Source organism: Allomuricauda sp. d1 (assembly GCF_039592695.1).
In the GTDB taxonomy this organism is placed as follows: domain Bacteria; phylum Bacteroidota; class Bacteroidia; order Flavobacteriales; family Flavobacteriaceae; genus Flagellimonas_A.
This window is the reverse complement of record NZ_JBBUTK010000002.1, coordinates 221,456-235,364: the sequence shown is the minus strand read 5'-3', so window position 1 is coordinate 235,364 and position 13,909 is coordinate 221,456. Positions and strand designations below refer to the sequence as shown.

Below are 13,909 nucleotides of genomic sequence, written 5' to 3'. Positions count from 1 at the left end.
GGCTCAAAATCAAGCATGCAAATGAATTTGAACTTTAAGGAAATCGCAACCGCCAGCATGATTCTTTTTGCGGTCATTGATATTCTGGGCAGTATCCCCATCATTATCGCATTGCGCCAAAAAGTGGGCCATATTCAGTCTGAAAAGGCATCCATTGTTGCCGCCAGCATCATGGTGGCCTTTCTCTTTGTGGGCGAGAGTATCCTCAAGCTTATCGGCATCGATGTGAACTCTTTTGCCGTGGCAGGGGCTTTCGTCATTTTTTTCTTGGCCATTGAGATGATCTTGGGCATAACGCTGTATAGAGATGACCAGCCCGAAAGTGCCTCTGTAGTACCCATTGCGTTTCCACTGATTGCCGGGGCCGGCACCATGACCTCCATTTTGTCGCTGAGGGCCGAGTACCATGTAGAGAACATCATCGTCGCCATTATCATAAACACTATTTTTGTGTATCTGGTGCTCAAATCGAGTCAAAAAATAGAAAGAGTACTGGGCAAAAACGGTTTGAGTGTCATCAGAAAGGTGTTTGGGGTCATTTTATTGGCCATTGCGGTAAAACTGTTCGCCTCGAACATCAACGAACTTTTTTAGCATGAACAAAACGGTTTCCATCATCCTCATCATTCTGGCCATCGGCCTCATAGCGTACAATGCAACCCTAATTGATTTTGAAAGTCCTTTTGAAGGGGATAGTCTTATCGCTTTGATAGGAATCTTGGCCCCGCTCTGCGCCATTGTTCTGCTGCTTATCTATATGACCTCAAAGCGCATTGAGAAAAAAATCAAGGGCAAATAAAGAATTTCTTAAAGCCTGTTGTTCTTTAAACGGAACTGTAAAGATGTTTCGTCTGTATTATTTAGATCCCAAAAGTCAAAAACCGTCCCGAAGTTTCGGGACTGTTATTTAGATTCCCTCCCGATAGCCATCGGGATTCACGGGAATGACAATGTTTAGGAATCCTGCCGCTTTGCGTCAGGTAGTTTTTTATGATTAATTGCTGAACTGAATCAGGTTTTCTTCGGATGGATTGATTTCTTGGTTTTTGGCGTTCAGCTTCAACACCTTCTGAAGCATATCATCATGCGTTGATTTAATCTCAGCCGCCAGATCAGGAGAATACAATTGCTCTGCAATATTGGCCTTGAGATAGGTTTTTATCATGTTCTCATGGGCATAAAAATCAATCCGGATCTTTCGGTTCAAAATAAAATCAATGAAGCGCTCAAAAAGAATATCGTCAACCTTGTACTCTTCAATGAATTCGTACTTTGGATAATTCGCGAAGCGAGATCGGTCTTCTTCGAGATACTGAAAAATAAAATTGCTCATAAATCCGGCAGAATCCATGCTTTTAATGGCCTCCACTTCATTGGAACCTATAGGCACGAACACATCGGGAATGATTCCGCCACCGCCATAGACCACTTTACCGTTCGGGGTGGTGAATTTTAGTGAATCCACTACCCTGATACTGTCCATAGAAATCATCTCGCCACTATTGTAACGTTCCATAAAGCGTTGGTAGTAATCTTTATGGCCTTTGGAGTACGATTTTTGGATGGAGCGCCCCGTAGGGGTATAATAACGCGACACCGTCAACCTGACCGCTGAACCATCGCCAAGGTCCATCTCACGCTGTACCAATCCTTTTCCAAAGGAACGCCTGCCGACAATCGTTCCGATATCATTGTCTTGCAGTGCCCCTGCAATAATTTCGCTGGCAGATGCCGAGCGTTCGTTGATGAGCACGTAGATGGGCTTGTTCTCAAAACTGCCCTTGTTGGTCGCATAGGCTTTTTTGACCTTTCCTCTCTTGTTCTTCGTGAACAGAATGAGTTTGCCTTCTTGAAGGAATTCGTCGGCCAATTTCTCCGCGATGCCCAGATAGCCACCGGGATTGTCCCTCAAATCCAACACCAATTTCTGAGCACCCCTGCGTTGCAGGTTGTACAATGACCGTTTGAACTCTTTAAAGGTCGATTCTGCAAAACGGTTGATTTTGATATAGCCAATGTCACTGGTAAGCATGTACTGTGCCTCGACGCTCTTGATGGGCACGATATCGCGAACCAACGAAACATCAAAAGTGCGGTTCTCTGATTTGCGATAGACTTTCAAACGAACCTTGGTGCCGGGTTTGCCCTTCAATTTATCGACCAATACCGAGTTGGGAATCCGTTTTCCATAGAGCGTATCGTTTTGAGCCATCAGAATCTTATCGCCGCTCCTGATTCCTTTTCGGTCACTTGGCCCATCTTTGATGGCCCTCACTACCGTCACCGTATCACGGAATTTGTTGAAACGAATACCGATGCCCACAAAATCACCTTTCATACTCTCGGCCACGGCTTCCATTTCACTCTTGGGAATGTACACCGAGTGGGGATCCAACTTTCCCAAAATATTGTTCACCGTAACGTCTACAATGCTATCGGTATCAATCTCATCGACATACTCATAGTCGATATAATCGATGAGCCGATTCAGTTTGTCTTTTTTTGAATTTGTCGAGAAGAGCTTTTCGGGGGTGTCAGAAAAATGCAGTTTGCCACCAATAAAAATACCAATGGCAATGGCCAAGGCCAGTATGGTGGGCAGTATGTAGAAATATTTCTTTTTCATAGCTTCTGTAGGTTCAGACCATTTCTTCCAAAATCGGCAAATGTTGCAGGGCCACTCCGGCCCTCTCTAAAAAACGCAGGCCAGAATCGTCTTTGTAGGCCTTTTGATACACCACACGTTTTATGCCAGCTTGATGGATCAGCTTGCTGCACTCACGGCATGGGGATAACGTGATGTACAAGGTTGCGCCTTCACACGACTGGGTCGAAGCGGCCACTTTAAGGATTGCATTGGCCTCGGCATGCAACACATACCATTTGGTGTAGCCTTCTTCATCTTCACAAACATTCTCAAATCCGGTTGGGGTACCGTTATATCCATCGGAAATGATCATCCGGTCTTTTACGATAATGGCCCCCACCTGCTTTCTTTCACAGTACGACAGTTTGCCCCACTCCAATGCCATCCGCAGATAGGCCTTATCGTATTTTTCCTGTTTTTTTGGGTTCATGGATTTTTTTCCAATGGGATATTAAAGATACCTGCTTCACAGCAGCCTCACAACCTTATTCGATGAAATTTAAGGGATTGTTTACTTGGGAAACGTTTCGATGAGCATTGGTATTGTGACCAAGAGGATCAAAATCGATGCCGCCCCAATAAAAATGCTTTTTTTGACCTGCAGAAGATCTCTAAAAAGGTACGCCACAAGCAATACGGCGATTACTATGGTGACCTGAGAAAATTCTATGCCCGCGGCAAACCCCAAAAGCGGACTTACTTTTTCTTCTTCTTCGGCCATGAGCATGTTGAAATAGTTGGAAAAGCCAAAACCGTGGATGAGTCCGAAAAAAGCGGTGGCAAGGCCCTGAAAATAGATTCCTGTTGATTTGCCTTTTTTAAACACCCTAAAAATGTTGAACAAGGCCGTCAAAAATATGGTAACGGGAATCAAAAACTCGATAAGGCCAACATCCACAGTGACCACATCATATACCGAAAGGGCCAGTGAGATACAATGGGTAATGGTAAAAATAGTGGCCAATATCAAGACTTCACGCCATTTTTTAAATGTAAAGGGCACGGCCAAGGCCGCTAAAAAAAGAATATGGTCATAGGCTCCTAAATCGAGTACATGATTGAAGCCCAACTTGATGTAGAACCAAAAATCTTGCATTGTTTTGTGGTTTCTGGTTTGTTTTTACAAGTTTCTGGTTGCCCAACTTGAAACCTGAAGCCATAAACTTAAAACTTTTATACCATTCCGCGTTCTTTCTGAATGACCTCATAGGCTTTTTGCACCTCTTTGAACTTCTCTTCAGCCCCTTTCTTAATGGCATCATCTTGGGTGACGACCCTATCGGGATGGTATTTCTTTGCCATGGTTCGATACGCTTTTTTGACCTCATCATCTGTGGCCGATTTTTCAATCTCTAAAATCTTATAGGCGTTGTCGGCCGATTTGATGAACATGGCCTTGATACTTTCAAAGTCGTGACGGCCAATGCGCAAGTAACCGGCCAGCTGCATAAGTTTCTCTATTTCGGCCTTGCTTACCTGTCCATCGGCCTGGGCTATGCCAAATAAAAAGTGGAGCAACTGCAATCTTACTTCATAGCGCGTTCGCTGGTTCAAATAATTGCAAATTTTTTGGGCTGAGATTTCACGCTTTTTGATGACCTCGTTGAAGGTTCTGAAAATAGCATTGGCCTTTTCTTTTCCGTAGGTGGCCAAGAAATATTGACGCACATAATCCAATTCACGTTGGCTGACCTGACCGTCTGCTTTTATCACAATTGAGCAGAGCGAGAGCAGATTCAGTTCAAAATCTGCAGGGGAAACCGATTGCTGCCCAAAATCACCGAAAACACTTCGCCCGCTTTGGCCACTGTTGCCAAGCACACCATCTAAAAGGCTGCCAAGAAAGAAGCCACCAACTGCCCCAATAATCCCTCTAAAAACAAAGCCTATTAAGGCTCCTGCCCATTTGAACATTTGAAAAAATTAAAGCGCAAAGATACAGGTTTGCCCACGAAAGCCCTTGTTAGGGCGCTATTGAAAAAACGACAAATTGCGTATCTTTGACATCCTAAAAAAGAGACTATGTATCCTGAAGAATTGGTAAAACCGATGCGTGCAGATTTAGCCACTGCCGGATTTGAAGAATTATATACAGGTGAGGCCGTTAAAGAGGCCTTACAAAAAGACGGTACCACCTTGGTCGTGGTAAATTCAGTCTGTGGCTGTGCCGCCGCCAATGCACGGCCAGCAGCAAAGTTGAGTTTGCAGAACGACAAAAGACCTGACAATTTGGTCACCGTTTTTGCCGGGGTGGATACCGAAGCGGTGAACACCGCACGTGAAGCCATGGTGCCTTTTCCACCTTCATCACCCAGCATGGCCTTGTTCAAAGATGGTGAATTGGTGCACATGATCGAACGCCACCATATTGAAGGCCGACCTGCGGAAATGATTGCTGAAAATTTAATGGAGGCCTATAACGAGCATTGTTAGGGGCCCCCTCCAAACCTCCCCCACAGGGGGAGGCTTAAAATTTAGCCACTTCTATCGGGAGTGGTTTTTTATTTTTGTGGTATGACCAAAATACTTTCTTACCTGCTGACCCCGATTTATTTTGCCTTTTTCGGATTGGTGTTGGTCATCTTTCATCCGATACAGTGGGTGTGCCTAAATGTCTTCGGGTACAATGCCCATAAAAGAAGTGTCTCTATTCTCAATTGGTTTTTGATGCGGTGTACCCATATTTTGGGTACGCGCTACACCTTCATAAACAAACAAAAGATTCCTGAAGATGTTCCTTTGGTCATTGTCACCAACCATCAAAGCATGTACGACATTCCGCCACTGGTTTGGTATATGCGCAAGCACCATCCAAAATTTGTGAGCAAAAAAGAGCTGGGCAAGGGCATCCCCAGCGTATCGTTCAACCTCAGACATGGCGGTTCTATATTGATTGACCGTAAAGATGGCAAGCAGGCCCTATTGGAAATAGCCAAGCTGGGCCGGTACATTGAAAAATGCAATCGGAGTGCCGTTATTTTCCCCGAAGGAACCCGTAGTAGGGATGGAAGGCCAAAGCCCTTTAAACCCATGGGGATTAAAACCTTGCTCAAGAAAGCTCCCTCGGCACTGATAGTACCCATTAGCATCAACAATTCATGGAAACTTTTGCGCTATGGAAAATTTCCTATGGGTTTGGGAGCACATCTTATCTTTGAAGTGCACGAACCTATTGAAAACAAAGGGAATTTAGACGAACTCATTGCCAAAACCGAAACTGCGGTCAAAAAAGGCATCCACGTATGAACGACGCTGAAATCATTGAAGAAACCATAGCCTTTGTGAAAGAGACCCTCAGAGGGGCTGAGGGCGGGCATGATTGGTTTCACATACAACGGGTGTTCAACAACACCCTGCTGATTGCAAAAGATGAAAAGGTAGATGTGCTGGTAGTGAGCTTGGCCGCACTGTTGCACGATATTGCAGATGCCAAATTCCATAATGGTGATGAAACTGTTGGTCCAAAAATGGCAGAGGATTTTTTGAGCTCTCTAAAAATTGACAAAAAGACAATCAGGCATGTCAAAGACATCATCAAGCACATCTCTTTCAAAAACAGCTTGGATAAAAAAACAAAGCACTTTGATTCGAAAGAACTTCAGGTCGTGCAAGACGCCGATCGATTGGATGCCATGGGAGCCATCGGCATAGCACGTACTTTCAATTATGGCGGCTTCAAAAACCGGGAGCTCTACAATCCTGCAATCCCACCAAAACCCAACATGACCAAGGCCGAGTATAAAAAATCGAACAGCCCAACCATCAACCACTTTTATGAAAAACTGCTGTTGCTCAAAGACCGAATGAACACTGAGGCGGGGAGAAAATTGGCCGAAAAAAGGCACCAGTTCATGCTCGATTATTTGGAACAGTTTTATGCGGAGTGGAATGGAAAGGTCTAGCTTACATATTTTTCACCAGTTGCATAAATTTTATTCCTCCCCTTCGTTATTGTATCCGATGAGCGTAGCGAAAGAAATGCTCGGATGGATTTTATAGCTGCGACTGGAAAAGAAGGAAGGGATTATTAGTTTTTGTATCTTCAGGCACAATCCAAATTCGATTAAAATGCAGCGAAGAAAATTTCTCAAAAATGCAGCGGCCACCTCTGCCGCTTTTACCATTGTGCCCAGTTTTGTTCTCGGAAAAACCCATGTGCCGCCAAGTGATACGCTCTATGTCGGTGCTTTTGGTGTTGGGGGGCGTGGCAGTGGGGTCATTCAAGGTTTGGCCGCCACGGGCAAGGTAAAATTCGTTGCTTTTTGTGATGTTGACGATAGAAGGGCCGCACAGACGTACGAGGCCTATCCTGATGTGCCCCGCTATAAGGATTTTCGGAAAGTTTATAAAAAACATGTAAAGGATATTGATGCGGTCATGGTCGCCACGCCAGACCATACGCACGCCCCAATTGCACTGCCGTTCATGCGTGAAAAAAAACATGCCTATGTTGAAAAACCGCTTACACACAATATACACGAAGCCCGTTTGATGACCCAAGTGGCCAAAGAAAACGGCATTGTGACCCAAATGGGCAACCAAGGTGCTTCAAGCGATGATAGCCGTATCGCGCGAGAATGGGTTGAATCGGGGGTCATTGGCAAGGTGCATACCATTGACTGTTGGACGAACAGGCCCGTTTGGCCACAAGGCGTGCCCGTACCGGCAGAAAAAGACAGCATCCCCAAAGGACTGGATTGGGATCTATGGCTTGGGCCAGCCGAAATGCGCCCGTACAATGATGCATACCTGCCTTTCAAATGGCGTGGCTGGTGGGATTTTGGAACAGGCGCCCTCGGCGACATGGGTTGCCACATTATGGAAACGCCTTTCAGTGTGCTCGATTTGGGCTATCCTACCGAGGCTGAGGCCAGTTGCACCACGGTCTGGGTCGGTGATTTTGTAGAGGCCGATTTCAGCCCGTCGTGTCCGCCTTCCTCAAAAATCCATTTGAAATTTGAACATCCTCATCATGGCGATATTCAATTGAACTGGTTTGACGGGGGAATCAAACCTGACCTGCCCGATGAATTGAAAGATGATGAAACCATAGGTGATGGCGGCGGCGGAACCGTTATGTACGGTGACCGCGGTACACTTATTTTTGACACCTATTCGAGAAATGCCCGATTCCTGCCTTCAGAATTGAAAGAAATTTATAAGTCGCCTGCACCAAAATACCCCAGAGTGCCCGATGGTATAAACGGCCATATCGCCAACTTTGTCGATGGCTGTCTTAATGGGGCCGCAACCTCATCTGATTTTGCAAAGGCAGGCCCTCTGACGGAAACTGTTCTTATGGGGAATCTCGCCGTAAAAGCGTATCAATATAAAGTGTTGCAAGAGGGCAAGAAGCCCGGTGATTGGGCACCCTATGATTATCCAGGTCGTCGCAAGTTGCTGTGGGACGGTGAAAACATGAAAATCACCAATTATGACAAAGCAAACGAGTGGGTAAAACGTGAGTACCGTAAAGGTTGGGATTTGAGCTAGCCCAGTTTTTTTATCAAATGCTTTTTCATCAGCTCATTGTCTGTGAATGCCAATGCTTTCTGTAACACGGCGTTGTGTGTCTTGCCTGTTTTGGCCAACAGTTCGGCCTTAATCGCATAGTATAGTCCATTTGCAGTGTAATCAGAGGTTTTTTCGACATCCTCAAGGGCAATAAGTGCTTTTTCTGCGCCATGGACCTTTGAAAAAGCTATGATTCGATTTAGGGCCACTATTGGTGACCTTTGTCTTTTCAACTGTATATCATACAATTGTAATATACTGGCCCAATCTGTTGCTTTGAAAGAACTTGCCGAGCAATGGTAAAGTGATATCGCTGCCTCAAAATGATAGTTGGAAAGACTATTCTTTTTGTTGCCAGCCTTTTTTAGGTGATATACCCCGTAATCAATAAGTCGTTTGTCATATTTTGAACGATCTTGAAATTTTAAAGAGACCATATCACCTTTTTTATCCAGACGGGCATCAAAACGTGAGGCATGAAAACACATCAAGGCTATCAATGCGTCAAGATTTTTATGCTGGCAATAAGGATTGCCATTTAGCAAAAGGGCCAAGCGTAAAGCCTCGTAACAAATATCTTTTTTCAGTACCTGTGACCCCGTAGTAGTGGCATAGCCTTCAGAAAACAATAAATAAATCACTCTGAGCACTACAAACAACCTAGATTGAAGCCCCATTTGAACAGGTATTTGCAGAAGCTGTACCTCTTTCTTGAACTTCTTTTTGGCACGCGTGAACGATTTTGCAACTGTTTCTTCCTTTTTCAAAAGTGCCTCAGCCAATTCTTTGTTGCTGAACCCCCCTATAAGTTTAAGGCTTAAAATGATTTGGTGCTCCTCAGAAAGTGAGGGGTGGCAACAGGCAAATATCATCTTCAACTGACTATCCGAAATTTCATTTTCAGTGGTCATTTCCTTATCTAAAACTCCTTTATCGATTTTTTGGGGATTGTCTGAATAATTGACCTTTTTGCCTCTTCTAAATTGATCGATCACGGCGTTGTTGGCCACTCTGTACAACCACCCTGTTGGATTGTCTGGAATACTTTGGTAGCCCCAGACCTGCATTGCTTTTAGAAACGTATCTTGAACGGAATCCTCTATTTTTTCTAAATAAGAAATGCCATATCGATTGGTCAACAGCGAAACCACTTTGCCATACTCGTTTCTGAAAAGATGCTCTATGTTTTGGTTCAGGTCTACGTTCAAATGTGCAAATACTAAAAAAGCCTGGATTGTATCAGGCTTTTATTACTTCAGTTATTGGATTTAGTGGGCATCCATCGATAAAATCTCGCGAACTTCGACATTGCCTCCATGGTCAAAAATAGGGCACCCTTTTGAAAGCTCTACGGCTTCATTGATATCTTTTGCCGAAACAATCAAATAACCCCCTACAACCTCAGCTCCTTCGGCAAATGGCCCGTTGGTAATTACCTCGCCCTTTTTTTCAACGACCTTTCCATCCTCTGCCAAGGGGAGCCCATCTAACAATTGCCCGTTTTCTTTGAGCTCCCCCATCCACTTTCCCCAGATTTGCATACTGGCTTGTTTCTCTTCTTGTGATAGTTCTGTCCACCCTTCGTGTCCTCCTCTAAATAAATACAAAAAATTACTCATTGGTTTCAGTTTTTTTGCCTACCAAGGGCAGGCTGGTTTACATTTTGTTTTCATGGCTATGACGATAACAAAACTCGCTATTGGACAACCCACATAAAATTATTGAAAAAGATTTAATGGATTCTTGCCTTCGCAGGAATGACAAAACCCTAGAATAATTTCATCTGACCTGATTTGTATTGTTCGTGCAGATCTGTTCTAAGACCAGGAAACTTTTTGCCTGAAAAATACTTTTGTCTCGCCAATCTTGCCATGTCATGAATTTGGGTGGCAATCTTGCCCTCACCACGACTGCGGATGCCAAAACGGCTGTCGTTGATGGTGCCTCCATGGCAATCTTGAATCAAGTGCAACACTTTTTCTGCCCGGTCTGGCATGGCCTTTTTGATCCAATCGGTAAAGATTTGGCCGATGGCCCCATTCAACCGTACCACGGTAAAACCAAAAGACCGTGCCCCATGTTCAGAAACCGCTTTTGCCAACTTGAGCATTTCGTGGCTGTTGATTCCCGGAATCATCGGTGCCAACATTGCATTGACGGGTATGCCGTTCTCTGAAAGCACCTTTACGGTCTGCAGCCTTCTTTTAATGGTCGCTGTACGCGGCTCCAGCAATCTTCTGGTTTTCTCTGATAACGAGGTAATGGATACATTGACTCCTACCAGTTGGTTTTCGCCCAGTTGTTTTAAAATATCCAAATCACGAAGCACGAGGGCGTTTTTGGTGATGATGCCCACCGGGTGGCGGTATTTGTAGAATACCTCGAGGCATTGCCTGGTGATTTCAAATTTCTTTTCGGCTGGTTGGTAGCAATCGGTATTGCCTGACATAACAATGGTGGCGGCTTTCCAACTTTTCTTTTTTAATAGTTCTTCAAGCAATCTTGGGGCATCTTTTTTAATCAAGATTTTTCGCTCAAAATCAAGGCCAGCACTGTAGCCCCAGTATTCATGGGCATTGCGGGCATAACAATAAATACAGCCGTGCTCGCAGCCTTGGTAGGGGTTCATTGAGTACATCATACCGACATCAGGACTCGTCACCTTGTTTACAATTGTCTTTGGAAAAATGGGGATGTACTGGGTCTTGTTAGTATCGGCATCTTCGCCCTCAATACGGCAAAATTCAAGAAAGTCTTCCCGTATTTCGTACACATCCTTGAGGAAGCGATTGTGCACATTTTTCTGGGCGCCCCGACCTTTGATATATTCTTCTGAATTCAATTTTATGGATTTATTCCAAATTTATGGAATAAATCCTATAATTAAGATGAAGAAAAAACTTTAACACTGAGAAAACCTATCGTTGCAGGGCCATCACACCTGAATCTGAAAACCTAAGCGTTAAAGTACCCGCTTCCGAAAGTTCAAAATCAAATTGTGCGCGTGTTGTTCCCGGTAGTATGGCGGCTTCTATGGCATCATAAAAGATTCCCGCGTAAGGGGTGTCAGCAACTTCTGTAGTGGTAAACTCAAGCATGGTCAAGACCATTCCATCAAGCTCGTAACGGCCCCCAAAAGTATTGTTCGAAGTTGACCCTGTGAATCGACCATCGTTTGCAAAAGTAATTTCAATGACTTCGCCATTTGGTGCCTCTTGCGTAAACTCATCAGAGGATACCTGCACCGTCATTACCTGCCACGAACCTGAGAGTGCATTGCTATTGTTTTCAATCTCATCGGCATCGGTACTGCATGAGATAAAACACAATACAACTACAAACAAAGAAAACAAACCAATTAACCTCTTTTTCATGGCACAATTATTTAAAGGCCACCTTGACCAATTGTTTTTTGTTGCCTCTTTTGGCATAAAAGACCAATTCATCGTCTTTCTGGTCTTTAAGCGGTTTTGAAACCATCAGGGGCAGACGTGCCTCTTGTGCGTCAATGATGCGTTCGTATTCAATTTTACCGTTCTCATCTAAAGAAATCAAGAATACGTTGCGATTGCCCGTCAGCCCCTGTTTAAAAATCAGGCGTTCACCATTGATCAATTGCGGATTGTCAGATGAAGTGCAGATAAAGAAATACGTTTTTCCGTTTTTGCTGTATGCTGAATATGAGGCATAAGATCCGTCGCCTTGGGTCACTTCGGTTTTGTTGATGTTACGGGCCCAAAGCATCTCACCATTAACATCGAGCTTGGCACTAACAATATCATTGTGATGGTAACGGTCAACCTTGATTCGTTGGCCGGCCCCTGTTGAATGCATGCTGTGGGTCACAAAATACTCTTCGGCATTGAAAAGTATCGCTCCCGACTCGGTCACATCCACACTTTTGAACACCAGATTTTTGATGATCTTATCGTCTTCACGCCCAAATTTATCCAACATGAACTGTTCGGTAAACGGACTGTATTTTTTGGATTGGATGGTCAAGGCGGATGGGGTCATCTCAAAATAAGACAGGCCGTTGTAGCGATTGTCCTTTCTATCCGCATAAAAACCGACACAAAGCAGTTTACCGTCTTTTAAAATAGGATATAACGCTTCTGAGTATTTGCCAGCATCATCAAATGATTGTGTTTTGATGCCGCCATCGGTGATGCGTACCATTTCATATTGAAATTTACGCTCCTCTACCCTGAAGCGTTTTTTCTTGAAATACGCCTTTGCGGTAATGTAGATTTCTTTTAAATCTCTCGATGTCGCAATGTTCTCAAAGGCATAATTCTTCTCTTCAATCTCTGAAGAAAAGTCAAATTCACCCCTTTTGTTCAGACTGTTATCGTACAGATGAATAGTGTGTTTGTTGTCTTTTCCCTTTTTATGATGGGTACTGATCACAAAGGCCGACTTGTCTTCATTGAACAGCACGGCCGTGGTGAAGCCGTTTGAAAAATCACGGTTGTAATAGTTCTTGCCCAAAGCACCACTTACAGCCTTAGCCGGTATCGTCAACAAGCGTTGGGGCTTGAAATCAAAATATTCAATTGGGCTGGTATGTACCCAATATTCGTACTGTTCTCGTTCAAAATCGTAATTCAAGAACAGAAAACTCAATCTTCCATTCTTGAAAAAACCGTCTACGAATTGAAGTCCTTTGAGCTTGTAATTATATTCTGAAACAAGTTCAAGGTTGCTGTTGTAGTGTTCGATAAAATAACCTTTCGGCTTCAGGATCAGTCCCTGAAAATAGGCCCTTACCAAAATGTAGCCCCCTGAACCATCATCATCTATTGTCAACAGATTGGAATACCGGTAACGGTCATTCAATTTCTCTCCAAAATCATAGGAAACAGGCATTTTTTGCCCAAAAACATGCAAAAGGGTGCAAAAAAAGCACAAAAACAGTAATTTTTTAGTCATAATTCCAAGTTTGGTCAAACTTGGCTACGACCCCTGAAAATTAGCTTTGCGCTTTTCTAAAAAGGCCGAAGTGCCTTCCTTAAAGTCCTGTGTGCCAAAGCACTTGCCAAAAGCATCAATTTCTTGGGCATAGCCATTGGTATCATAGCTATAACCCGCATTTACGGCTTTTATTGCCTGTTTTATCGCTGATGGGGAGTTATTCGATATCTTGTCTGCCAACTTTTGGCAAAGCGGCAACAATTCTTCTTGCGACACCACGTAATTGACCAACCCAAACTCCAAGGCTTTATCCGCAGAAATCATCCCAGCGGTCATGATCATTTCCATGGCCCTGCCGCTACCTATCAACCTTGGTAGACGCTGTGTGCCTCCGTACCCGGGTATCAACCCCAAAGAAGTTTCCGGCAGCCCCATTTTCGCATTGAAGCTGGCCACTCGAAAGTGACAGGCCATGGCAAGCTCAAGCCCGCCACCCAAGGCAAAGCCATTGACCGCGGCAATGACCGGGGTTTTAAGATTTTCAACAAAATCAAACAGCAGTTCTTGGCCCTTGGCCGCCAATTCGCCGCCTTGTTTGACATTAAAATCGGCAAATTCGGAAATATCTGCCCCTGCCACAAAGGCCTTTTCACCACTGCCAGTAACGATAACGACCCTAATGCTTGAATCTTCATTCAGCTCTTTGAAAGCTTCGTGCAACTCTTCAATGGTTCGCTTGTTCAGGGCATTCAATTTCTTGGGTCGGTCGATGGTTACAACGGCGATTGAGCCCTCTTCTTCAATGTAGATGTTTTCGTAGGTCATGTATGCTTG

16 protein-coding genes are annotated in these 13,909 nt (G+C 44.2%); 6 read left to right on the top strand and 10 right to left on the bottom strand.

Annotated elements, in window-relative coordinates:
* Positions 1 to 21: 21 nt before the first annotated feature.
* Together AAAH86_RS08075 and AAAH86_RS08070 are read left to right on the top strand one after the other, a co-directional pair.
* Positions 22 to 594 (top strand): MarC family protein, encoded by a 573-nt coding sequence (locus AAAH86_RS08075; protein ID WP_343487059.1) that lies wholly within the window; start codon positions 22 to 24, stop codon positions 592 to 594.
* Between the two features lies 1 nt (position 595).
* On the top strand, positions 596 to 799 hold the full coding sequence (locus AAAH86_RS08070) for a hypothetical protein (protein ID WP_343487058.1): 204 nt from the start codon (positions 596 to 598) through the stop codon (positions 797 to 799).
* A 195-nt stretch (positions 800 to 994) separates the two neighbouring features.
* On the opposite strand, the gene AAAH86_RS08065 is transcribed toward AAAH86_RS08070, so the two are convergent.
* The 4 genes from AAAH86_RS08065 to AAAH86_RS08050 all read right to left on the bottom strand — a co-directional run bounded on the left by AAAH86_RS08065 (position 995) and on the right by AAAH86_RS08050 (position 4,561).
* Entirely contained in the window at positions 995 to 2,626 is a 1,632-nt protein-coding gene (locus AAAH86_RS08065) for a S41 family peptidase (RefSeq protein ID WP_343487057.1), read from the bottom strand.
* A 13-nt stretch (positions 2,627 to 2,639) separates the two neighbouring features.
* Positions 2,640 to 3,077 carry a dCMP deaminase family protein gene (locus AAAH86_RS08060; RefSeq protein ID WP_343487056.1) on the bottom strand — a complete coding sequence of 146 codons (438 nt, stop codon included), beginning with the start codon at positions 3,075 to 3,077 and terminating at the stop codon, positions 2,640 to 2,642.
* A gap of 81 nt (positions 3,078 to 3,158) precedes the next feature.
* Positions 3,159 to 3,743, bottom strand: coding sequence for a HupE/UreJ family protein (locus AAAH86_RS08055; RefSeq protein ID WP_343487055.1), 585 nt, complete (start codon positions 3,741 to 3,743; stop codon positions 3,159 to 3,161).
* A 77-nt stretch (positions 3,744 to 3,820) separates the two neighbouring features.
* Positions 3,821 to 4,561: a TerB family tellurite resistance protein gene (locus tag AAAH86_RS08050; protein ID WP_343487054.1), complete on the bottom strand. Its 741-nt coding sequence runs from the start codon at positions 4,559 to 4,561 to the stop codon at positions 3,821 to 3,823.
* A gap of 108 nt (positions 4,562 to 4,669) precedes the next feature.
* On the opposite strand from AAAH86_RS08050, the gene AAAH86_RS08045 reads away from it, so the two are divergent.
* From AAAH86_RS08045 to AAAH86_RS08030, 4 genes are all read left to right on the top strand, one after another.
* Positions 4,670 to 5,080 carry a BrxA/BrxB family bacilliredoxin gene (locus AAAH86_RS08045; RefSeq protein ID WP_343487053.1) on the top strand — a complete coding sequence of 137 codons (411 nt, stop codon included), beginning with the start codon at positions 4,670 to 4,672 and terminating at the stop codon, positions 5,078 to 5,080.
* A gap of 81 nt (positions 5,081 to 5,161) precedes the next feature.
* Positions 5,162 to 5,893, top strand: coding sequence for a lysophospholipid acyltransferase family protein (locus AAAH86_RS08040; protein ID WP_343487052.1), 732 nt, complete (start codon positions 5,162 to 5,164; stop codon positions 5,891 to 5,893).
* A complete protein-coding gene (locus AAAH86_RS08035) occupies positions 5,890 to 6,549 on the top strand; it encodes an HD domain-containing protein (protein ID WP_343487050.1) in 660 nt (219 codons plus the stop codon). Before AAAH86_RS08040 ends, AAAH86_RS08035 begins: the two co-directional genes overlap by 4 nt.
* 166 nt (positions 6,550 to 6,715) lie before the next feature.
* A complete protein-coding gene (locus tag AAAH86_RS08030) occupies positions 6,716 to 8,140 on the top strand; it encodes a Gfo/Idh/MocA family oxidoreductase (RefSeq protein ID WP_343487049.1) in 1,425 nt (474 codons plus the stop codon).
* Here the strand turns inward: AAAH86_RS08030 and AAAH86_RS08025 are convergent.
* The 6 genes from AAAH86_RS08025 to AAAH86_RS08000 all read right to left on the bottom strand — a co-directional run bounded on the left by AAAH86_RS08025 (position 8,137) and on the right by AAAH86_RS08000 (position 13,900).
* Positions 8,137 to 9,369 carry a sigma-70 family RNA polymerase sigma factor gene (locus tag AAAH86_RS08025; protein WP_343487048.1) on the bottom strand — a complete coding sequence of 411 codons (1,233 nt, stop codon included), beginning with the start codon at positions 9,367 to 9,369 and terminating at the stop codon, positions 8,137 to 8,139. The two genes, AAAH86_RS08030 and AAAH86_RS08025, sit on opposite strands and share 4 nt — an antisense overlap.
* Before the next feature lie 60 nt (positions 9,370 to 9,429).
* Positions 9,430 to 9,780: a YciI family protein gene (locus AAAH86_RS08020; RefSeq protein ID WP_343487047.1), complete on the bottom strand. Its 351-nt coding sequence runs from the start codon at positions 9,778 to 9,780 to the stop codon at positions 9,430 to 9,432.
* Between the two features lie 149 nt (positions 9,781 to 9,929).
* Positions 9,930 to 11,003 carry a PA0069 family radical SAM protein gene (locus AAAH86_RS08015; protein WP_343487046.1) on the bottom strand — a complete coding sequence of 358 codons (1,074 nt, stop codon included), beginning with the start codon at positions 11,001 to 11,003 and terminating at the stop codon, positions 9,930 to 9,932.
* A 76-nt stretch (positions 11,004 to 11,079) separates the two neighbouring features.
* Complete coding sequence (locus AAAH86_RS08010) at positions 11,080 to 11,535, bottom strand: META domain-containing protein (RefSeq protein WP_343487045.1); 456 nt, start codon at positions 11,533 to 11,535, stop codon at positions 11,080 to 11,082.
* Positions 11,536 to 11,542: 7 nt separating this feature from the next.
* Positions 11,543 to 13,030, bottom strand: a complete 1,488-nt coding sequence (locus tag AAAH86_RS08005; protein ID WP_343487044.1) for a hypothetical protein — start codon at positions 13,028 to 13,030, stop codon at positions 11,543 to 11,545.
* A gap of 87 nt (positions 13,031 to 13,117) precedes the next feature.
* Positions 13,118 to 13,900 carry an enoyl-CoA hydratase-related protein gene (locus AAAH86_RS08000; RefSeq protein ID WP_343487043.1) on the bottom strand — a complete coding sequence of 261 codons (783 nt, stop codon included), beginning with the start codon at positions 13,898 to 13,900 and terminating at the stop codon, positions 13,118 to 13,120.
* Positions 13,901 to 13,909 lie beyond the last annotated feature (9 nt).